The sequence below is a fragment of the Butyrivibrio sp. INlla16 genome (genome assembly GCF_900104155.1).
GTDB lineage: Bacteria > Bacillota > Clostridia > Lachnospirales > Lachnospiraceae > Butyrivibrio.
The window spans coordinates 132,415-152,884 of sequence record NZ_FMYB01000003.1; the positions used below are offsets into that span (position 1 = coordinate 132,415).

General features: G+C 45.0%; 17 protein-coding genes. 1 reads left to right on the forward strand and 16 read right to left on the reverse strand.

The window, feature by feature from the left end; translation table 11 throughout:
- Window positions 1–22 precede the first annotated feature (22 nt).
- From BLR42_RS02495 to BLR42_RS02565, 15 genes are all read right to left on the reverse strand, one after another.
- Entirely contained in the window at window positions 23–1,060 is a 1,038-nt protein-coding gene (locus tag BLR42_RS02495; protein WP_091866355.1) for an ABC transporter substrate-binding protein, read from the reverse strand.
- Window positions 1,057–2,091: an ABC transporter permease subunit gene (locus tag BLR42_RS02500; protein WP_022760809.1), complete on the reverse strand. Its 1,035-nt coding sequence runs from the start codon at window positions 2,089–2,091 to the stop codon at window positions 1,057–1,059. The genes BLR42_RS02495 and BLR42_RS02500 overlap by 4 nt, the downstream gene beginning before the upstream one ends.
- Complete coding sequence (locus BLR42_RS02505) at window positions 2,092–3,177, reverse strand: ABC transporter permease (protein ID WP_091866357.1); 1,086 nt, start codon at window positions 3,175–3,177, stop codon at window positions 2,092–2,094. It lies immediately after the preceding gene.
- Window positions 3,178–3,180: 3 nt separating this feature from the next.
- Window positions 3,181–4,689 (reverse strand): sugar ABC transporter ATP-binding protein, encoded by a 1,509-nt coding sequence (locus BLR42_RS02510; RefSeq protein ID WP_022760807.1) that lies wholly within the window; start codon window positions 4,687–4,689, stop codon window positions 3,181–3,183.
- Between the two features lie 86 nt (window positions 4,690–4,775).
- Window positions 4,776–5,864: an ABC transporter substrate-binding protein gene (locus BLR42_RS02515; RefSeq protein ID WP_242879162.1), complete on the reverse strand. Its 1,089-nt coding sequence runs from the start codon at window positions 5,862–5,864 to the stop codon at window positions 4,776–4,778.
- A 149-nt stretch (window positions 5,865–6,013) separates the two neighbouring features.
- Entirely contained in the window at window positions 6,014–7,348 is a 1,335-nt protein-coding gene (locus BLR42_RS02520; protein ID WP_091866359.1) for a sensor histidine kinase, read from the reverse strand.
- 3 nt (window positions 7,349–7,351) lie between these two features.
- On the reverse strand, window positions 7,352–8,956 hold the full coding sequence (locus BLR42_RS02525) for a response regulator transcription factor (RefSeq protein ID WP_091866361.1): 1,605 nt from the start codon (window positions 8,954–8,956) through the stop codon (window positions 7,352–7,354).
- A gap of 146 nt (window positions 8,957–9,102) precedes the next feature.
- Window positions 9,103–10,170 (reverse strand): butyrate kinase, encoded by a 1,068-nt coding sequence (gene buk, locus BLR42_RS02530; RefSeq protein WP_022760803.1) that lies wholly within the window; start codon window positions 10,168–10,170, stop codon window positions 9,103–9,105.
- Window positions 10,171–10,239: 69 nt separating this feature from the next.
- Window positions 10,240–11,157, reverse strand: coding sequence for a phosphate butyryltransferase (ptb, locus tag BLR42_RS02535; RefSeq protein ID WP_022760802.1), 918 nt, complete (start codon window positions 11,155–11,157; stop codon window positions 10,240–10,242).
- Between the two features lie 114 nt (window positions 11,158–11,271).
- Window positions 11,272–11,931 (reverse strand): HD-GYP domain-containing protein, encoded by a 660-nt coding sequence (locus BLR42_RS02540; RefSeq protein WP_022760801.1) that lies wholly within the window; start codon window positions 11,929–11,931, stop codon window positions 11,272–11,274.
- Window positions 11,932–12,002: 71 nt separating this feature from the next.
- Complete coding sequence (locus BLR42_RS02545) at window positions 12,003–12,512, reverse strand: acyl-CoA thioesterase (RefSeq protein WP_091866363.1); 510 nt, start codon at window positions 12,510–12,512, stop codon at window positions 12,003–12,005.
- 107 nt (window positions 12,513–12,619) lie between these two features.
- Window positions 12,620–13,171 (reverse strand): ANTAR domain-containing response regulator, encoded by a 552-nt coding sequence (locus BLR42_RS02550; RefSeq protein ID WP_091866365.1) that lies wholly within the window; start codon window positions 13,169–13,171, stop codon window positions 12,620–12,622.
- Window positions 13,172–13,197: 26 nt separating this feature from the next.
- Entirely contained in the window at window positions 13,198–14,553 is a 1,356-nt protein-coding gene (glnA, locus tag BLR42_RS02555) for a type I glutamate--ammonia ligase (protein ID WP_091866367.1), read from the reverse strand.
- Window positions 14,554–14,710: 157 nt separating this feature from the next.
- Window positions 14,711–17,482, reverse strand: a complete 2,772-nt coding sequence (locus BLR42_RS02560; protein WP_091866369.1) for a hypothetical protein — start codon at window positions 17,480–17,482, stop codon at window positions 14,711–14,713.
- Window positions 17,483–17,571: 89 nt separating this feature from the next.
- Window positions 17,572–18,249 carry a hypothetical protein gene (locus BLR42_RS02565; protein WP_091866371.1) on the reverse strand — a complete coding sequence of 226 codons (678 nt, stop codon included), beginning with the start codon at window positions 18,247–18,249 and terminating at the stop codon, window positions 17,572–17,574.
- A gap of 265 nt (window positions 18,250–18,514) precedes the next feature.
- On the opposite strand from BLR42_RS02565, the gene BLR42_RS02570 reads away from it, so the two are divergent.
- Window positions 18,515–19,042 (forward strand): QueT transporter family protein, encoded by a 528-nt coding sequence (locus tag BLR42_RS02570; RefSeq protein WP_091866373.1) that lies wholly within the window; start codon window positions 18,515–18,517, stop codon window positions 19,040–19,042.
- 134 nt (window positions 19,043–19,176) lie between these two features.
- Here BLR42_RS02570 and BLR42_RS02575 read toward each other — a convergent pair whose 3' ends face one another.
- Window positions 19,177–20,244, reverse strand: a complete 1,068-nt coding sequence (locus BLR42_RS02575) for a hypothetical protein (RefSeq protein ID WP_091866375.1) — start codon at window positions 20,242–20,244, stop codon at window positions 19,177–19,179.
- Between the last annotated feature and the right edge of the window lie 226 nt (window positions 20,245–20,470).

Below are 20,470 nucleotides of genomic sequence, written 5' to 3' on the forward strand. Positions count from 1 at the left end.
GTCATCCTTTGGGAACGCCCTCTCAGGGCTCCTCAACCGCATACTCTATGCCATCCACAGTAACACTCTTTACCGTGTTAAGAGAACTGAATATCTTCTCATCAACATAGTTGAAGGTTTCCGGAGTCTCTCCTTTGTCCAGAGCCTCAATAAGCGCCCGGACTCTGGGACCGTGGAGCGGGTTGCACTCTGCTATGCAGGATATCTTTCCTTCTCTGCAATATTCAAGGGACTTTTCATTCACGCCGTCAAAAGAGACCACCATTACTTCTCCGTTTTTTATATTGGGTCCCACGCGTTTTCCTGCCGCTTCCAAGGCGTCTATTGCACCTATAGCCATATTGTCGTTCTCGCAGTAAACCACGTTGATGTTGTCATGACCCTTGAGCATTGCAGCCATGACTTCCCTGCCTTTATTTTCAGTAAAATCCCCACTGACCTCTGTTATGAGATCCCAGCCGTTCTCTCTTGCTGCATTGGCCAGTCCCCTGGTTCTTCCGATCTGAGCGGTGGATCCCATCGTCCCCTGGATATTTACTATATGAAGCTCCTCAGGTGAGATGTTTCGTACTTCAGTTAATTTCCTTAGCCATTCGGTCATCTTCTTACTTTCAAGCTCGAAGTCCGAACCAACCCAGCAGGAAAAGAGTGTTTTATCGGCTACATCAACTCTTCTGTCCACTAGAATAACAGGGATTCCTGCGTCTCTGGCTTCCGTCAGAACAGATTCCCATCCTGTCTCTGTTGCGGGAGCAAGCACGATATAATCGACGCCCTGCTGAATAAACATCCTGACTGCAGTTATCTGGTTAGCCTGTTTTTGCTGTCCGTTTTTATATACAAGATTAAAACCGTTCTCCCTGGTGAAGGCCTCCTGCATGGAGATTGTATTGGTATTTCTCCAGTCGGATTCCGCGCCAAGCTGCGAAAATCCCACGGTTATGAGATCTTCTTCAACGGTTTCATCTGTGCTTTCTTCTTTAATGGCACTGCTCCCGCAGCCGGCTGCAAGAGCCGGCAGGAGGAGCAGTAAGGTAAGTAGTGTGGCAATCTTTTTCATGCTTTTAATGCTTTCTTTTTCTGAGCCATAACCACGCTCTGGATCAGAAGGAATATGCAGAGCATCGCTGCGATTGTGATACCGGTCCACCAAGCCTGGTCAAGACCTGCCGATGAAACGATGTTCTGAATTGTACTAAGTGAGAGCACTCCGAAAAGTGTTCCGATAATATTTCCCACACCACCGGTAAGCATTGTGCCACCGATGATTGATGATGCGATAGCGTTCATTTCCATACCCATCGCATGGCTGGCTGAACCCGAACCAACGTGGAGGAAATAAACATAACCGCCGATACCTGCGAGAACGCTGCAGATCATGTGTGAAAGGAACTTTGTTCTCTTTACATTGATACCAAGCATAAGTGCGCTCTGCTTGTTGCCGCCCACTGCGTAAAAACTGCGGCCTAGTTTTGTCCAGCGAAGAGCAATAAACAAAACGGCTACAACTATCAGCGCAACGATTACACCGATTTCTACATAGGCAGGTACATAAATGCCCTTTTTGTTTGTGGTTCCCATTCCGGGAATAATAATTCTTGTAAGCTTAAGGGCTGTAAACTCCTCATCAGCAACATTGAAAGGAGCTGTGTTAACAATAGTTGTCATACCTCTTGCAAAGAACATACCTGCAAGGGAAACGATGAAAGGCTGGATATCAAGATAAGCTACAAGGAAGCCCTGAACTAAGCCGTAAGCAATACCGATGCCAAGAGCTATAAGTATTGATCCGATGATGCTTCCGTCGTGATAATCAAGATAAACCGCGCAGCACATGGATACAAGAGCAACGACACCGCCGACTGAAATATCGATTCCGCCGGAGATCATAACCACGCTCATTCCGCATGCTGTAATAATGAGAGCCGCATTTGCATTCAGGATGTTAAAGAACATCTGGGGCTTTGTGAAAGCACCCCCCTGGAACACAATAGCTCCGATATACATAAGGAAGAAAATCACTATAGTAATAGTAAGGAGAAGAGAAGTATCATTCATCTTCCCGAATATGTTTTTCTTTGAACCGCTCATTCAGGCCACCTCCTTCTTCGCAGGCGCGACCTTCTTGGTAAGCTGCTTCATATAATCTCTCACTGTTGGAGCAGAGAATACAACAAGTACGATAACGACTACTGCCTTGTATGCTGCAAGAGCATCCGACTGAACGTTAAATTTATAGAGAGTTGTTGTAAGGAACTGAATTACATATGCTCCCAAAATAGAAGCCCACATATTAAACTTACCGCCGGAAAGTGCATTTCCGCCAAGTGCAACCGCAAGGATTGCATCCATCTCTATATCCTTTGCGATAACGGAATAGTTGATGGTTGAAAGTCTGCTGACCTTGATAAGTGCTGCAACTGCCACGCAGAGTCCAAGAATAACAAAGCTGAGAAACTTTATAAATGTAGGATTGATACCGTTGAGTCTTGAAGAATTCTCGTTGATACCAACTGCCTGGGTATAAAGTCCGAGGTTTGTGAACTTAAGCACAAGTGCAATTACAATAATGCATGCAATAACTATGAAAACTGTCGTCGGAACCGGAATTCCGGGAATGAAGCTTCCAAAGTAAGCGAACTTGGGATCCGGAACAATAGGAAGCTCATTGTTGTTGATCCATGCTGCGATGGAGCGACCTGCCGTAAACAGTATCAGCGTCGCTATCATGGGCTGAATCTTAAATACCGCAACCAGCATTCCGTTAAAAGCTCCGCAGAGCATTCCTACCACACAAGCCACAAGGAATGCAACTATTATCGGTGCTGCAAGCTCTGTAGGTCTTGAAGTACCGCCGCATAGAACTCTCAGCATAGCAGAACCCGCAATAGCTATTGTAGCGCCAACAGAAATATCCTGTCCTCCTGAAGCAGCTGTAACCAGTGTCATGCCTATAGCCAGAATACCAAGCTCTGAGCCGTAGTCCAGAATTGTTACAAGGTATCCGGAGAGAACCGGATTACCTGCATTGTTAGTTCCGAGAGTTATCTTGAAAAATCCCGGATCATTGATCAGGTTTATTACCGCCAGGAGAAGAAGTGCCAGGATCGGTATAAACAACTGATTTCCAACGAGCTTTTTGAAAAAGCTCTCATCTTTATTTGCTGTTTTACTCATATATTACTTATCCCCCGCGATTGTACTCATTATCTTATTCTGTGTAAGGTCACCACCACTGAGTTCCCCTACAACCTTTCTGTCTCTCATAACCACAAGTCTTGAGCAGGTTCTGAGCATCTCGTCTGTTTCCGACGAAATGAAAGTAACACTCATACCCTCTTTTGCAAGCTCAAGAACAAGCTTCTGAATATCAACCTTGGTTCCTACATCGATACCTCTCGTAGGCTCATCAAGAATAAGATACTCAGGATGCATAAGCAGCCATCTCGCAAGGATAACCTTCTGCTGATTTCCTCCGGAGAGAGACTTTATAGGTGTGTCTACCGAAGCTGTCTTTATGTTCAGCTTCTTTATGTACTCCTCAGCAAACGCATTTACCTGAGCCTTGCTGAAGGGCTTGAAAAATCCGGTAAGCACCTGAAGTGCCAGGATTATGTTTTCCTTAACAGACAGATCACCGATTATACCGTCACCTTTTCTGTCCTCAGGAAGGTAAGCGATTCCGTGCTTCATGGCATCGAGCGGCTTGCCGATCTTAACCTCTTTTCCGTGCATCTTTACAGTTCCGTTAAGAACTCTGTCTGCTCCGAAAATAGCTCTTACGCACTCACTTCTTCCGGAACCGAGAAGTCCGGTAAATCCGTTGACCTCACCCTTTTTAATATAGAAATCAAAGGGCTTGATTCCTGCATTACTCTGAAGCTCCGATGCCTCAAATACACGCTCATCGGCATCCGCACCTTCATAGCTTCCGCCCTCTCCCTTAATATCAGAGAGGTCATCCATCTCTTTACCAAGCATCTTGGCAACGAGCTGAACTCTGGGCAGATCCTTGATCTCATATTCTCCGACAAGCTGACCGTCACGAAGAACCGTTATCTTGTCGCAAACTTCGTAAACCTGATCAAGGAAGTGGGTTACAAAAATGATACCTACGCCTCTGGCCTTAAGATCTCTCATGAGACCGAAAAGCTTTTCAACCTCCTGCTCATCAAGTGATGATGTCGGCTCATCGAGGATAAGCACCTTACAATCCATATCTACCGCCCTTGCAATTGCAACCATCTGCTGAACCGCGATGGAGCAGTTTGAAAGCTGCTGCTTTGCCTTGGCAGGTATTTCCAGCGACTGAAGAAGCTTGTCCGCCTCCTCATTCATTTTTTTCCAATTTGTTATCTTACCTTCTCCGCGCCCTATGAACATGTTCTCGGCAACAGTAAGATTAGGGCAAAGTGTGATCTCCTGATACACTGTACTGATGCCATTTTTCTGGGCATCCTGGGGTGAGTGAATTGCTACTTCACCCTTTCCTTCAAGAGTGATGGTACCTGCATCCTTACTGTAAACACCCGTGAGAACCTTTATCAGGGTTGATTTTCCTGCGCCGTTTTCTCCCATAAGCGCATGAATCTCACCTTTATTCAGAGAAAAGTCCACATTCTGCAAAGCCTTAACACCCGGGAAGGTCTTTACTATGCCTCGCATTTCCAAAACTCTGTTATCTTCCACTGACTTACCTCTTTCCTTTTTTCTACTTACTCCATTTCAAAAGAAAGAGCGGTGCGGACATTCCGCACCGCTCAATAAATCAACTATTAGATTCCGTACTTGTCTACGTCATCCTGTGTAATTGTTGTAGCATCGAAGCCCTTCTCATCCATGATGATTGTCTTCTCTGAAAGTGTGCCGCCGCTCTCAAGAGTCTTGATGATCTCATCGATGTAACTAGCCTGGAAAGGATTGCACTGTCCGTCGTAGTTCCAGTTCTGAGCAAGAAGCTCTTCAAGTGCCCACTTGTTGCAGTCATAACCCATAACGATTACGTCTTTGCCAACGCCGTGAGAGATACCAGCTGCATCAAGAGCTGCAACTGCACCCTTAGCCATATCGTCGTTCTCTGCATAGATTACGTTGAATGGTGTGCCTGCATCGATAACTGACTGAACGATCTGCTGAGCTTTCTCTGCATTCCACTCAGCTGTCTGCTGTGTAACGAGGTTCCATGATGCCTCTGCGTCAACCTTGTCGCTAAGAGCTCCGGAACGTCCCTGCTGAGCTGCTGAGCCCATAACACCCTGAATGTGGATGATGTTGTACTCATCAAGTCCCTGACCTGCGAGCCACTCAACTGCCATCTCACCTTCCTTAGCCATATCGGAAACGATAGAAGCCTCATAGAGTGAAGGATCTGCATCGATTGTACGGTCGAAAAGAATAACCTTTACACCTGCTGCCTGTGCATCCTGAAGAACTGAATCCCAGCCTGCTGTGTCAGCTGCGGAAAGAAGAAGATAATCAACTTCGTCCTGGATAAAGCCCTGAGCTGCTGTGATTTGCTCATCATTCTTTAAGCTGTAAGCAAACTTAGCATCATAGCCGTTTGCCTCATTGAACATTGCCTTTAAGTCAGCATCGTTAGCTGTACGATAACCGGACTCGTTAGGATCGTTGTTGATGATACCAACCTTGATAAGGTCGCCAGATGCTGCTGTTGTCTCTTCAGCTGCGGGCTCTTCTGTAGTTGTCTCTTCAGCTGCGGGCTCTTCTGTAGTTGTCTCTTCAGCTGCGGGAGTCTCTGTTGCTGCAGACTCTGCAGGAGCTTCCTGTTTTGCGCCGCCACCGCATGCAACAAGGCTAAGTGCCATTGCTGATGCCATTACCATTGACAATACTTTTCTTTTCATAACTTTTTTCCTCCTAAAAAAATATGAAAGTTAATAGCTGTGGGAACCCTTATGTCCCCGACAAGTATTATTCTAATTTTTTTAGTAAAAAAAGCCATTGAATAAAAAATGCATTGAAGTTGATTTTTTTATGTAAATTTTATTTAAGTTCATTTTTTTATGATTTCGGTTAAGATTTTCGGGAGGCGAATATTTACAATAGTCCCGACACCTTCCGTGGAATCAATTCCCACACCGTACTCATCACCAAACGACAGCCTGATTCTCTCATTTATATTGTAGAGACCGTAAATTGTATTATCCTCGGGCTTGTCACTTTTCAGATTTTCCCTGATCGATACAAGTCTCTCATCGGAGATGCCCATGCCGTCGTCCTTTACAGTGATCTGGATAAACTCACCCAAATCTCCGCCGGTAACTATTATCTTGCCGCCGCCTCGCCTGTTCTTAATTCCGTGATAGAGCGCATTTTCTACCACCGGCTGAATTGTGATCTTCGGAATCACATAGTCATAAATCGTCTCCGGAACATCTATCTCATACGAAAGGATATCCTGATACCTTATCTGCTGAATCTCAAGATAACTCCTGACGTGCTGCAGATCCTCCCTGATGGTAACAATTTCTTTACCTTTATTTAGTGAGCTTCTGAAAAAGTCAGAAAGACTTCCGACCATGCTCACAACCTGCTTCTGATTACCGGCCTCCGCGGACCATACAATAGCATCGAGCGTATTATACAAAAAGTGAGGATTTATCTGCGCCTGCAAAAGCTCAAACTCCGCTTTTCTCAGCTGCTTCTGCTCATTTTTTACCTGCTCCTCGATAGGCCTTGTAATCCACAAAGGCCCCCAGAAAGACATAACCATAATGAAGATAACGATAAATGCAAACAAACCGGTTGAAATTTTTACGATATCAAAATAGAACTGGCTGGTCTCCTGCTGAGCCGTTTGAAGCTGTCTGTTTTCATAGTAGACATACTCGTTGATGGTCTCCTGCAGAAGCGATGTAACTATCTGGACATCATTCTCCCAGATTGTGATATTTGCCTCGTACCTGTCCTCGTAGTTCATATTATCTTCGATTCGATCAATATAAGTCTCGAGGTTGTTAAGGTATTTCTGCGCGCTCTCAAGACGCTTCCTGTTATCCTTGGTATCAGTGTAATCCTCAAGCCTCTCAACAACTTCCCTGGCATCGGACAGATACTCCGGTATCTTGGAATCCGCAAGCGTTACGTTTCCGACAATGAGCAAATAGGTCTCGTAATCAAAGTCCTCTTTGAAATCAAGACTGAATTCACTGGCCGCCACCACTGAACTGAGCATGTCTTTGTATCGCTCATTGATCGTCCACATATTATAAAAAGCGTACGCCATGAAAATGATGCTCGGAAGGAGCAGTATCACATATGAAATTCTTATCTGATTGGCCAGCTTGGATTTTCCGCTAACCGACCGTCTGCTCAATCCGTTTTCCATCAACTAATTCTCCTCCGTGCGATTACCGCCTCTGTACTGAGTAGGTGTAACCCCCTGAGTCTTTTTAAATAAATACGAAAAATAATGAGGATCCTTATATCCCACCATGAGCCCTATCTCGTTGCTCTTTTTGGATGTACTGCTAAGAAGCTCCTTCGCAGCATTCATACGATAGTCGGTGAGATATTTGATAAACGGCTGACCTGTCTGCTGCCTGAAAACTGCACTTAAATGATTAGGTGAAAAGTTAACGTGCGCGGCAAGTGTATTAAGCGACAGATCCTCCTCCGTGTAATGCGCCTCTATATAATTCATCACTTCGTTTACAACGTCGCGATAATGTCCCTTGTTATCATTTTCCCTTAAAGCCGCAGCATTTTTTACTATGCGGACCATATACTGCTGCGTCTTCCCCTCATCCGCAAGGACATCGGGAACGGGTATCTCCGGCTTCTCCTCGCAGTGAAGCTCATTTTCCATAAAGTCCGTAACACAGAAATAGACATCCATCGCAATATACTGACGAAGAAGAGTTGAGCGAATCGCACCTTTTCCCATTCCGTTAATGAACTCTTCTATGAAAAATTCAGCCTCAGTGGTATCGCCTCTTCTGAGGAACTCTCTTATCAACCTTCTGTCTATATGTCTTGGATCAATTTCCGACAAAACCACATCCTCCTGCTGGGGATGGAGCATGTCCTCCTGACCTATCAAAAAGCCGTTGTCATCTGTCAAATACATGTGAGCGAAGGCTCTGCTGGCCCAGGAAAAGGATACCGGAATATCCGAGACTCTTCCCACGCACTGTCCAACGCCTCCGAAATATTTTATATGATGGTACTTCTCGAAAAGCTCCTTCATTTTGAGCATGCTTTCTTCGATTTTCGCACCAATGGATTCATCGTCATCACCCTTGAACAAGAGTGCCGCACCCTCGATTCCAAGATCAAAGAAAATAGCACCTGCCTCTTCCGCAATGCCCCTTACACCCTTCTCAATTTCCACAACACTCTGGGAATACTCGTAGGCATCATGACGGGTAGACCAAACCTTTAGACGAATCACGTTATATCTTATGGAAGTAAGGTCGAGTGAAAGCTTTTTAGCGCTGTCAAGAATCTCAGACAGCCCCTTGGTGCCTGCCACAAGATCCGCGAAAAGTTCCTGCCTGTCGTACTCGGTGCGCTCCTGCATCTCTTCTTCATAGCGTTTTTTCACTTCACGCTCACGACGCTTTTCTCTTGTTTTCTCAGCAAGATTATCAATCTCTTTTAATAGATTTTCACCGCTTATGGGCTTACTAAGGTAGCTGGACACACCTATCCTTATAGCTTCCTGAGCAAACTGGAAATCTTCGTAACCCGTAAGAAGAATTATCTCTATCCAGGGAAACTGCTCCTTTATCATTCTGCTAAGAGTCAGTCCATCCATAAAGGGCATCTTGATATCCGTGATCACAATATCAGGTTGGAGTTTCTGAATCATGGGATAAGCCACCTCACCGTCTCCCGCTTCGCCGCAGAATTCGTAGCCATGTGCTTCCCAATCTATGTTGTTTTTAATTCCTTCTCTGACGACAAACTCGTCTTCCACCAAAAAAACTTTCATGTTTCCTCCAAAAAATAGGAATTTCGGAGACATTTCCTATAAGATAAAAACCCTTCCAGGTGTGACACCCGGAAGGGTCAATTCACCCCTCTTCCGTCAGCTTCGCTGACACCTTCCCCTCCAGGGGAAGGCTATGAGGGCTCGTTTTACTCGTAGATCTTAGCCTTTTCCTCACCGTTCATAACGCGGAGGGCGCCCTGAGCAAGTGCAAGGAGCTCATCCTCTCCGGGATAAACAGTAACAGGTGCGATAAACTTAACCTTATCTGTCAATCTATCCATAAGTGTAGCATTGTATGCAATACCACCTGTGATGATGATCTGATCAACCTTACCGTCGAGAACAGCTGCTTCAGATCCGATGTTCTTAGCAAGCTGGAAAAGGAATGCATCGATAACGAGCTTTGCCTTCTCATTGCCCTCATCTCTCATCTTAACAACTTCTCTCATGTCGTTGGTGCCGAGCCATGCATTGAAGCCTCCGTTACCAACTGCCATCTTACGAACCTCTGCCTCAGAATATTTACCTGAGAAGCAAAGCTTGATAAGACCGCCTGTGGGAAGTCCGCCTGCACGCTCAGGAGACATAGCTCCGTCACCGTCAAGAGCATTGAATACATCGATGATCTGACCGTTCTTGTGAGCACCAACGGAAACACCGCCGCCGAGGTGAACTACTACAAGATTGATATCCTCGTACTTTTTGCCGTTTTCCTTAGCAAATCTTCTGGCAACAGCCTTCTGATTCAGAGCATGGAAAATTGAAACTCTGGGGAGCTGAGGAAGACCTGAAACTCTCGCCTCATCGCAGAGCTCGTCTACAACAACGGGATCTACTATATAAGAAGGAACACCGATCTCATCAGCAATCTCTTTTGCAAGAAGTCCGCCGAGGTTAGAAGCGTGCTCGCCCTGAACGCCTGCCTTAAGATCCTTAAGGAGCGCATCGTTAACTTCATAAGTACCGCCCGGGATAGGCTTTACAAGACCGCCGCGGCCTACGATTACGTTGAAAGACTTAACATCTACATTTGACTCTTTAAGGAAATTAAGAATAAGTTCTTTTCTCCAGCCAAGCTGATCTGTGATGTGATCATACTTTGCAATCTCTTCTGTGGGATGACGAAGTGTCTCATCCATTTTAAGAGTCTCATCCTCGAAGATACCGAGCTTTGTTGATGTGGAACCGGGATTGATAATTAAACTTTTAATCATGGTTTTCTCTCCTTTTTTATACCCCCTCATCCGGCACTTCGTGCCACCTTCCCCCCAAGGGGAAGGCTATTAGAGGTTCTTCTCTTCTGCTACTACTGCTGCAAGTGCGATAGAGTTAAGCTTAACCTCAACTGAATCGGAACGTGATGTAAGAATAACGGGAGCCTTGGTTCCTGTTAAGATGTTACCGTTTTTAACTGTTGCAAGACGAACGATTGTCTTGTAAGTAAGGTTACCTGCATGGATGTCAGGGAAAAGAAGAATATCAGCGTCGCCGACAATCTTACGATCCTTAGCACCTGCCTTGTGCTCTGCTGCAGAAGGATCAATTGCAAGGTCCATGGAAAGAGGTCCGTCAACGATGCAGTTCTTGATCTCGCCTGCCTCATTAAGACGTGTGAGCTCAGCTGCCTCAACTGTAACGGGCATCTTGTCGTTTACAACCTCAACTGCTGCAAGAGGAGCAACCTTAGGACAATCAACGCCGCAAGCACGTGCTACGTTAACTGTATACTCAATGATAACCTTTTTATCTTCAAGAGTAGGATAGGGCATGAAAGCAACGTCTGTAAGGAATAAAAGACGATCAATGCCGGGAATCTCAAATACACAAACATGAGAAAGAGGACGGCCTGTACGAAGTCCAACCTCTTTATTCAGAACTGACTTAAGGAAGGTCTTGGAATCAAGCTGACCTTTCATGTAAATATCAGCTTTACCGTCATGAACAAGTGAAACTGCTGTTGTAGCTGCCTCTACTGTGTCCTTCACATCAATAATTTCGAACTGGGAAAGATCCATTCCCATACCTGCTGCGATCTTCTCGATCTCATCCTTATCGCCTACAAGGATTGCATCGGCAATGCCGCGCTCCTTAGCAAGCTTAACAGCCTCAAGAACAGGCTCATCCTGTGCGCATGCAACCGCAAGCTTCTTAGTGCTTGCTGTCTTTAACTTTGCAAGAATATCGTCGAAACTCTTACTCATTTGTGTTCCTCCTGATTGTTGAAAAAATAATAATTCTCTGCCATATAATAAAATAATGGCACATCGTTAAAATTTTACCACGATGTGCCACGCATTTCAATCTAACTGGCTTATTTACTCCATTCTTGAGAAGTATTCTTCTATAATATATGTAGGTACTTCGGAATTCATTACATAATTTTTGTCGTCGTCTATCATCTGAAGAAGAACATCGGCAATTTCGGGATCAAACTGGGTTCCCTTTCCATCCTCGATTTCCTGTCTTATCTTCTTCTGCTTCATAACGCAGGAATAATTTCTCTCTGAGCTCATTGCATCATAGGCATCCGCAACACCTATGATTCGCGCCTCCTCAGGAATTGCCATTCCTACGAGACCATCCGGATATCCGCTTCCGTCAAATCTCTCATGATGCCATCTTGCACCCACCGCAAGCCCCGGAATCTCTGTGATGTCCTGGAGGATCTTCGCACCTATCATTGGATGCTTTTTCATAAGGTCGTACTCTTCCTCCTGCAGCCCCTCCGGCTTAGCGGTTATGGAGTCGGGAACACCGATTTTACCTATATCATGAAGCAGTCCCATCTGATATATCTCGTACTGCTCCATGCGGCTTTTCCCCATGCGTCTTGCAATCTCCATCGAGTAAAGCGCAACTCTCTCAGAATGCTCTTTTGTATATCTTCCGTTTTCATCAGCAACCCTTGCAAGTGCATGCATAAGCTGATCCGTAATTCTCTTTTGCTGATGATATTTGATTTCAAAATTATCCATTTAATGACTTCCCTTGATTTTCTAATTCCCATCTAAAACAGTTATTAGATTTTAATACATCACAGGGAATTTTAAAAGCCCTCTTTTCTTCTTTGTGCACGAAGTTCGATCCTCTTCTCGGCACCCTGCCACTCAGCCCGCTCAGTTTCGGTGCGCACATTAAGACCATAGGGAACTGTCGTCGGTCTTCCGTCCTCATCTACACAAACCTCAGTGAGATATGCTCTGTTTACCACATGTCTCATACCGGTTCTGAGGTCCTCAACATAGGTATCCACGCGAACCTCCATAGAAGTGCGGCCTACGTGAGTAATTCTTCCTATAAGAACAACGATATCGTTAAGCTTGATCTCCTGTTTGAACTGCATGTTATCGATTGCAGCAGTTGTTACGGGTGTTCCTGCGTGCCGCAGGGCAACGGTTCCCGCCACCTGGTCGATCCAGCTCATAAGCTCTCCGCCAAAGAGTCTGTCGTAGCCGTTGATCTCATTGTACTGAACAACTCTGGTCCACTCGGTTACCGAATCCTCTACATTTTTACTTGCTATCTGGTGATCTACATGAAAAACACGATTATTCATAACAAGCCTCCGTATGTATAATATTCCCCTCATCCGTCAGCTTCGCTGACACCTTCCCCCAAGGGGAAGGCTTTATAGTAAATATTATAACATAACTTGCTATGTGATTACTTAAGACTTAAAACCATTTCTGCGGTTTCAAGAAGAGATGTTCCGGAATCCATGGAACACTTCTGAAGATATTTGTGTGCTTCGGGCTCAGTCATGTTGTGGCGCTCCATAAGGATAGCCTTGGCGCTGTCGATTACCTTCTGGTCCTCGCTGCTCCTGAACCTGCGCTTGTCTTTTATTTTCTTGCGTCTAAGCTGCACGCCCTCGATCATCATCGTAAGGGTTGAATAGAGGTCATCCTTTTTCAGGGGAGTTGGCAGATAGACGATATTTTCATACGCGTGAAGTCCAAGTTCATCCGCTTTCGCAGGGCTTGCCACCAGAAGCATCTTGAAATACGCAGACATATCCTCTGAAAGCTCGGTGCACAGCATGTCGCCCAGCCTTGAGCCGCAAATGACCACGCCGCTACCAAGGTTCTCCATTGCTGTGAGAACCTGAGCACCGGTCTGGCATACGTAGGCGATTTCAAAACCGCCACGCATCAATATGCTTTTGAAATTCTGCGCATCCGTCTGCTTTGCGAATGCAACGATGATGTTTTGCAAATTGGTACTTCCTTAAAAAAAGTTTATTACTGCTTATTCAAATATTCCCTGATTTCCCACTGGGTTACACAGGTGCGGAAGCTCTTCCACTCGCTGCGCTTGGCATCGAGATATCTGTTGAAAACAGCTTCGCCAAGTACCTTCTTTACAAATTTATCCTTCTGATAGCTTTCGATAGCTTCTCCGAGAGTCTCGGGAAGGGTGGAAAGCCTGGTTTTTCTGAGTTCCTCATCGGTCTTATTTTTCAGGTTGACCTTGAGCTCTGCAGGAGGTGTAAGTTCTTTCTTAATTCCATCCATACCTGCTGCCAGAATAAGCGCCAGCGCAAGGTAAGGATTGCAGGCAGCATCCGGGTTTCTGAGCTCAATTCTCGCATTCCTTCCTGTCATAGAAGGAATCCTGATGAGTGCGCTTCTGTTAGTTGAAGATGCTGACCATGACACATTGACCGGAGCGTCGTAGCCCGGCACAAGTCTCTTATATGAATTTACAAGTGGATTGGTAACAAGAGTCATTCCACAGATATGGTCAAGGACACCCGCAATAAAATGGTTAGCCATATCCGAAAGCTTTCCGTCCTTTCCAGCAAAAAGGTCGTTACCATCCTCATCCTCACAAAGGATATTGATATGCATACCGGAACCATTCACACCTTCCTTGGGCTTGGGCATAAAAGTGGCATAAAGTCCGTGACGCTTTGCGATGGTTTTGACCGCCATCTTGAAGGTCATGATCATATCTGCCATTCTTGCAGCATCATCCTCGGTGAAATCAATCTCATGCTGGGCAGGTGAAATTTCATGATGAGATGTCGTTATATTAAAATCGAGTTCCTCAAGGTTCATGATAATATCACGGCGCACATTCTCACCCTGATCTGCGGGAGCAAGGTCAAAATAGCCGGCATTCTCATGCGTTCTTGTCGTGGGCTGTCCCTCATCGTCAAGATCAAAAAGGAAAAACTCCAGCTCAGGGTCCGCCTTGAAGGTAAGACCCATATCCTTTGCTTCATCAAGAACTCTTTTCAAGATGGATCTTGAATCACCTGAAAAAGGCTTTCTGTCTGCGGTGTAAACATCGCAGAACATTCTGGCAACTTTTCCGCTCTGAGGTCTCCAGGGATAAATCTGGAAGCTGTCAAGATCGGGGTAGAGATACATATCGCTCTCAAGGTCTTCAAACTGGTCTCCTGCCAATCCCGTAAAGCCCTCTATTGCAGAACCGTCAAACATGCAGTCGTTGTTAAGTGCGCTCTCCAGCTGCCCGGCGGTTATCGCGATGTTCTTGGGAGTTCCGAAAATGTCGCAGAACTGAAGTCTGATAAAAGCAACATCCTCTTCCTTGACTATTCTAAAGATATCCTTCTTGGTTAGATTACCCATGTCGTCCTCTTTCTGCGCCTTAATATGCGGCGGCGCTGCCGCGTGTATATAAAAACTAAAGGCAAAGACACTTATCCCACTGGAATGGCGCCTTTGCCTTTTGTCTACGATAACAGAAAACACAAGCTAACGTCAATCATTTTTGTACGTTTTATTTTCATCTGCGCTTCTTAGACAAAAACTTTGCAAGCTCTGTTTTGATGTTCTTACTGTTATAATGTTCTTCTCTCTTATCCGTCCCTATCGGAATCTCCTTATAAGCTCGGGGAAGAGTCACATTATCACCCTCGAAAGGATGAATTACTCCCGTCTCATCGCCGCAGATTATCGCGCCGTCGCAGAATGCCGAAAGTTCCAAAAGCTGTCCCTCACTGGGGTTTGCGCCGGCAAAGCCCGCAAGGCAAATGCAGAATTTCTCCCTCACACCGCTGTAGGCAGCTGCCGTATTTATGGGCTTTTCATTGACAAAACTGTCCGCATATTTCTGCAAAACTCCCTCGCTCTTAGAAGGGTATTTCTTGCTTTGTATACCATAGGTTCCATAGGGATTAAGACTAAGGTGCTGTCCTTCTCCGTCAGTCAAAAGTCTTCCGGGACATATAGCAAGACCTCCCAGAACAGTCCTCGGAATTCCTATAAGTATTCCGGAGAGAGCTCCCTTTGCTCCCACAATACCTGCGGTCATCTGATGATTAAAGGATGCGATATTCTCATTTCCTGGAACCGATTTTCCGAAAACAGAAACCGGATAATCACCCACGATTCCGTTAAAGCTTCTCCTTATCACCGACACACCCGCACGATACTGCGGCGAAATCTGAAGCGGTGCAATCTCCTCCAAAAATGCCTCTCCCACACCCTCAAGACTGGGATAGGTAACATCCATATGAAGAAGGATTCCGTCAATACCTTTAAGCGCTGCAGTTTTTATAATCTGAAGTTCATACCTTCCGGGAGCTGATTCGCCGCCTGCGTGAACTGCTCCGGAAATCGTAACTCCCATGCCTTCTCCGGCAAGCTCTGCGTCCTTGATCTCTTCGCAGGTAAACTCGGAAACAGTTCCTCCGCTTTTCACAAAGGAAGAAAGAAACTGGTTATCGCCGATTCTCTCATCATCGTAGAATACCTCACGAATATGTCCTTTTGTAGCACCCGTACCGCTTATCACAATCCTAAGTTTTTGATCCGGGCTTGATATAACATAGCTGTCGCGCTCACCACCGGAAGTGAGAGTCTTTGCTCTTGTTACCCCCTGTGCACTGTTTATCTCCGCGATACGATTAGCAACCGCCTGCCTCCTGCCATCATCGGGACTTGGCGGCGGTGCTGCTTTAAGTTTTCCCTGCGCTTCCAGAAGCCTCTTCATGGCACCCTCTGCATGGAAAACCGGATGATCCTCAGGTTTTAATTCTATAAGAGGCTTGTGCGGCTCCTTCGGAATATCCGAGCGATCGAAGTGATAGTATATCTTATATGTCCCTTGTGCCTCCGCAAACCGCATCACCACAAAGGCAGAATTAACATATCCATTCTCCTTGCTCATTTCTACAGCAGTATAGGATCTGATCTGACACTCATCACACTCCAGAACAAGTGTCCCGATTTTTGGACACTGCCCGCTGTCGATCAAAAGCTGAAAACTGACAACGCGCTGTCCCTTAGGATTCATAATGATGAAGGAATTCCTCTCCTCATCATCTTTTCTTCTTGAATAAAGATGCTTACCGATTGCACTGTTGTTGAGCCTTTGGCGGCCACTGGTACGCATGGACATCTCTTTTTCGTTTATGGCTTTTCTCTCAATTTTCTGAATCTCGGCGGAGAGTCTGTCCATCTCGGCGAATCTGTCCTTGGCGGGAGCCGGCGAAAAGAGGCCAAATTCCGAAGCCGACAAAAGCTTTATCCTCTGTGCCAAAGTATCGGAAACTCTCTCATGTCCGTATACTCTGCTGCCCATACGGGCTCTTTCTATTCTGGTCCAGATAAGTCTGTCATAGGGAAGTTCACTGTAGGCAGAAAAGTCTCCGCTTGTTCCTCCTGCCAAATCTCCAGCAAAAGAAATCTCCGACACCGGAGCATGCTCCTTAAGATATCCTGTCGGTGTGTTATAGGCTATGTAATCAAATTTCCTCAGAGCCTTTATAAATCCGGAAAGTCCCTCTGTCCCCGATGACTTTCTGAATATATTCCTGATCTCCATATCTTCCCACCAGGGGCTTCTGACATCTGCTCCGACGAGAACAAAAATATCACCGTCTATCTCACCCGATAACTGCTTATTATGCAGGGACTCAAGGAATTTTTTCAGTGATCCCTCCTCAAGAAAATCCGCGGGAGTATAGTAGGGAAGTACAGTTATTGAATTATTCCCGTGTCTGTAGGTTGCGGGATTATATTTAACGTAGGTATTTTTTCTAAGATCTTTAGTGACTGTGGAAAACGCATTAGGCCCCACATTGCTGTTGCCAAGAAGCACAGCTTCGATTCCTGCTTTTTTTAGTCTTCCGATTATCGCAGGTGAAAACAAATCGCCCTCCGGGCGAAGAACATTTGAAGTTTCTCCAAGCTCATTTGATTTATAGTGAAGAGCAAAGCTCAGCTCTTTTCCGGTCATTCCCGCAAACAGTCCTGCGTGCTTCCCGGAAAAAAGAAGTTCATCTCCCCTTTCGCGAAGCCTGGTCTTCACACCATCTATTACATCAGGTCCAAGCGAGGGCAAAATCCGCCCCAGCGTGTAATCGTTCTCAAAATCCCACGCTGCGCGCACCGGCTGTCCTTCATTATTTGCTTTTGCTAAAATATCGAGAATATCGCGAATCCGTGCAAGGTCACGCCCAAAGCCCCTGTCATCATTTGTATCACCGAGCCCTGCATGATAAAAATTCACATGAAAAAGAAATCCGAAATGGATCCTTTGATTCGTCCCCATAAAAAAATCCCCCAAGCAAGTATTATATGAAAATTATACTAGATTTTGGGGGAGTAGTAAAATGGGAAATAGCTGTTTTTTCTATAATATCATTCTGTTTTAAGTGTTTTGAACAGTTCTTCATAATCGAATCCAAACTCGCTCCGAATAGTTTTGGGAACCGGATTCCCGGTCCTTTTCAAATAGTTTATGAACTCCTCCGGCGAATCAAACATTCGTAAATTGTCTCCAAGCTTTTCGGAAATATGCGGAACGAGCATGAAGCTGTAGAAATATTTCTCTGCTAGCGAATCATTTAAAACAAAATAGATATAGCTGTATTTCTTAACGGATATTTCCGGCCAAATATCCCTGAAATCGCATATGGAATCAAATAAAATGGCATCAGTTGTCTCTTCGACTTCCTGATCGGCATAAGCATCCAGATCTATCGGATAGTCCCCTGCGAATTCATTGGTATCATTCACATAGATATAATACTTTGTGTTCGAAGCAGGATAAAAAGTCAGTCTCAGATCCTCAAATTCAGGGATATCATATTTTTTATTCGGATTACCCTTAAGAAAAATCTCCACATTGTTATCATAAGCCTGCCTGAATTCATTCAGATTGGGTTCTACAAAACTGGCATACAATGCCTCTACTATGTATTTCTTGCCCTCTAAGTCAGATAATTCATGCGCAGCAATAAAACTCTGCAGCGCAGAATCATACTCATGCTTATCATATGCTTCAAATGCATTCTTAATGTATTCTTCCCGAGTCATATTGTCTCCAATCTTATCAAGCACCTTATATACATATTTTAATAGGTTTTCCGCGCTTTTGCAGACATCTTACTTTAATATAATAATTTTTTTATTCTTTTATAATACTTTCGCCTCTATTTTACCGTCGAAGGCACCCTTTTCCACTTGACATCTGTTAAATTACGCCTTATTCTATAATGCGCTACAAAGAAATACGAGTGTTAAATCCTTCCCACTCGAAATCGGTCGGTAGTTTGACCACTAAACCCTAAAGGAGAGAAAAATGAAAAACAATAACGTATTATTTATCACTCAGGCAGCGATGATTGCTGCTATCTATGCTGTGTTAACGGCGATGATTCAGCCCTTCGACCTTGCAAGCGGTGCTATTCAGTTCCGCGTTTCCGAAGCACTTTGTGTTCTTCCCTTTTTCACACCCGCTGCAGTACCCGGAGTTATAATTGGGTGCTTTATCAGTAACATTTTTGCAGGTGCAGGTGTGTGGGATATCGTTTTAGGTACATTTGCAACAGCTATTGCGGCGTTTGCTTCCTACAAGCTTAAGGATCACAGATTCCTTGTGACACTTCCTCCGGTTATTTCAAATATGGTAATTGTTCCTTTCATACTTATTCTGTGCGGTATGGTTCCCGCAACAGTGGCTTCATATTTGTTCACTGCATTTACAGTTGCTATCGGAGAAGTTCTTGCATGTGTTGTACTTGGATCCGTTCTCATCTCAGCACTTTTACCCGTAAGAAACGTTATCTTTGGAAAAACAGCTGACTACAACAGCAATACTGCTGCTTGAAAGCATCGTAAAACATCAAACCAAAAGAAGGATACTTCAACAAAATAAGGCTGGATATGATAAAAAGGACACCTCAGAGGAAAAGGTGTCCTTTTATTTTATGGCTATATTATCGGCACAACTAAGCAGCTTCTCTAAGCAAGCTTTGCCAGATCGATCTGATGGACTGCTCCGGCTTCTCCCGTTGACTCTCTTAGGAAAATTCCGCTCGCCTTAAACTGTGCGTTTACTGCAAAATCCGAGCCTTGTGACGTGAACTTTGTTTCCGCATTTCCAAGGAAAATAGCTCCGACATCAGCTTCCTTAAGAGTCATAAGTGAGTCCTTTCCATCCTCACCTCTGCACCAGACTCTCAGTTTTTCATATATCGCATCGTTCTCATCAATCCAGCCGTTGTTATCACTGTCAAACTCCGAAAGTTCCATAAAGCCGTCACCGCTTTTTGCACCAAAGAGTTCGCTTCCGTCACCAATTACGCCATCACCGTTTCTGTCATATGCAAGGAATCCACTTCCGGGGCCTATGCTCTTTACTTCATCCAAGGTTCCGTCACAGTCCAGATCAAATGTGAAGGTCTGATCCGAAATCTCCGTAACACCGCTTCCCACATTGATCACAAGCGGATCGATAAGCTGTGCAGGTCTGATCTGAGTGATACCAACCGCCTCCGTAAACTGACTGGTCATGCTGATCCCTACCCCGAAGCTGATCTCTCTTCCGTCTTCGGTCCTGGCAATCCCCTGCGCTGAAAAGGCAGTATATTCTTCCTGCGTGTGGACATAAGTTGCAGTGGATACACTCATCCACTGATAGGATCCGCCGCCTATCCGGCTGCTCAGCTCCCTCATGTACTCCTGCATCTTGCTCCTTCCACCGCCTCCTGTCTGTCCGTAAAGAATCTGCATGATGTTCAGAAGTCTTTCCATTATCTGCATTCTTATGTTTTCTATCTCGGATACTTTCGAATAGTTTGGACTCTCACCTGTAATTGCAAAGCCACCGTCCGCATTGTAATTTGTAAACAATTCTTCTTTTTCACCCGAGAGTCTTGAAGCTTCCGACGACATCAAGGCTTTCTTAAATTCCGACGCCGTATCTCCAATCGTCTGTCCGGTCGTCAAAGCATTCTGCCTTGTAAAAGAGTAGTTTTCCGTGTACCTCCTTTCTGAAACAAGGTTGACTGTACTTCCCGTAATCCTCATAAGCACTACCTCCAAGCAATAACGCGCATCCTTGCTCTTGTGAATATGTTTTGCGCCGCTTTCGCGCTACAAAAAATAACCGGGCATACCTGTCGGTCTGCCCGGTTCATTATCCAAATAGCTCCGCTACTTTGGACTCAAAATATATTTCGGATTATTCTGATATTTCTTTAGAGTATTCTATTTACGAAGATTATATAGCGTTATAAAATATTTATATGAAACT

Coding starts and splice junctions, on each gene's coding strand:
- BLR42_RS02575 (WP_091866375.1), bottom strand. CDS start 20,244: ATGAGGATTACGGGAAGTACAGTCAACCTTGTTTCAGAAAGGAGGTAC.
- glnA (WP_091866367.1), bottom strand. CDS start 14,553: ATGGGTAATCTAACCAAGAAGGATATCTTTAGAATAGTCAAGGAAGAG.
- BLR42_RS02570 (WP_091866373.1), top strand. CDS start 18,515: ATGAAAAACAATAACGTATTATTTATCACTCAGGCAGCGATGATTGCT.
- BLR42_RS02495 (WP_091866355.1), bottom strand. CDS start 1,060: ATGAAAAAGATTGCCACACTACTTACCTTACTGCTCCTCCTGCCGGCT.
- ptb (WP_022760802.1), bottom strand. CDS start 11,157: ATGAGTAAGAGTTTCGACGATATTCTTGCAAAGTTAAAGACAGCAAGC.
- BLR42_RS02545 (WP_091866363.1), bottom strand. CDS start 12,512: ATGAATAATCGTGTTTTTCATGTAGATCACCAGATAGCAAGTAAAAAT.
- BLR42_RS02505 (WP_091866357.1), bottom strand. CDS start 3,177: ATGAGTAAAACAGCAAATAAAGATGAGAGCTTTTTCAAAAAGCTCGTT.
- BLR42_RS02560 (WP_091866369.1), bottom strand. CDS start 17,482: ATGGGGACGAATCAAAGGATCCATTTCGGATTTCTTTTTCATGTGAAT.
- BLR42_RS02540 (WP_022760801.1), bottom strand. CDS start 11,931: ATGGATAATTTTGAAATCAAATATCATCAGCAAAAGAGAATTACGGAT.
- BLR42_RS02500 (WP_022760809.1), bottom strand. CDS start 2,091: ATGAGCGGTTCAAAGAAAAACATATTCGGGAAGATGAATGATACTTCT.
- BLR42_RS02565 (WP_091866371.1), bottom strand. CDS start 18,249: ATGACTCGGGAAGAATACATTAAGAATGCATTTGAAGCATATGATAAG.
- BLR42_RS02525 (WP_091866361.1), bottom strand. CDS start 8,956: ATGAAAGTTTTTTTGGTGGAAGACGAGTTTGTCGTCAGAGAAGGAATT.
- buk (WP_022760803.1), bottom strand. CDS start 10,170: ATGATTAAAAGTTTAATTATCAATCCCGGTTCCACATCAACAAAGCTC.
- BLR42_RS02520 (WP_091866359.1), bottom strand. CDS start 7,348: ATGGAAAACGGATTGAGCAGACGGTCGGTTAGCGGAAAATCCAAGCTG.
- BLR42_RS02515 (WP_242879162.1), bottom strand. CDS start 5,864: ATGAAAAGAAAAGTATTGTCAATGGTAATGGCATCAGCAATGGCACTT.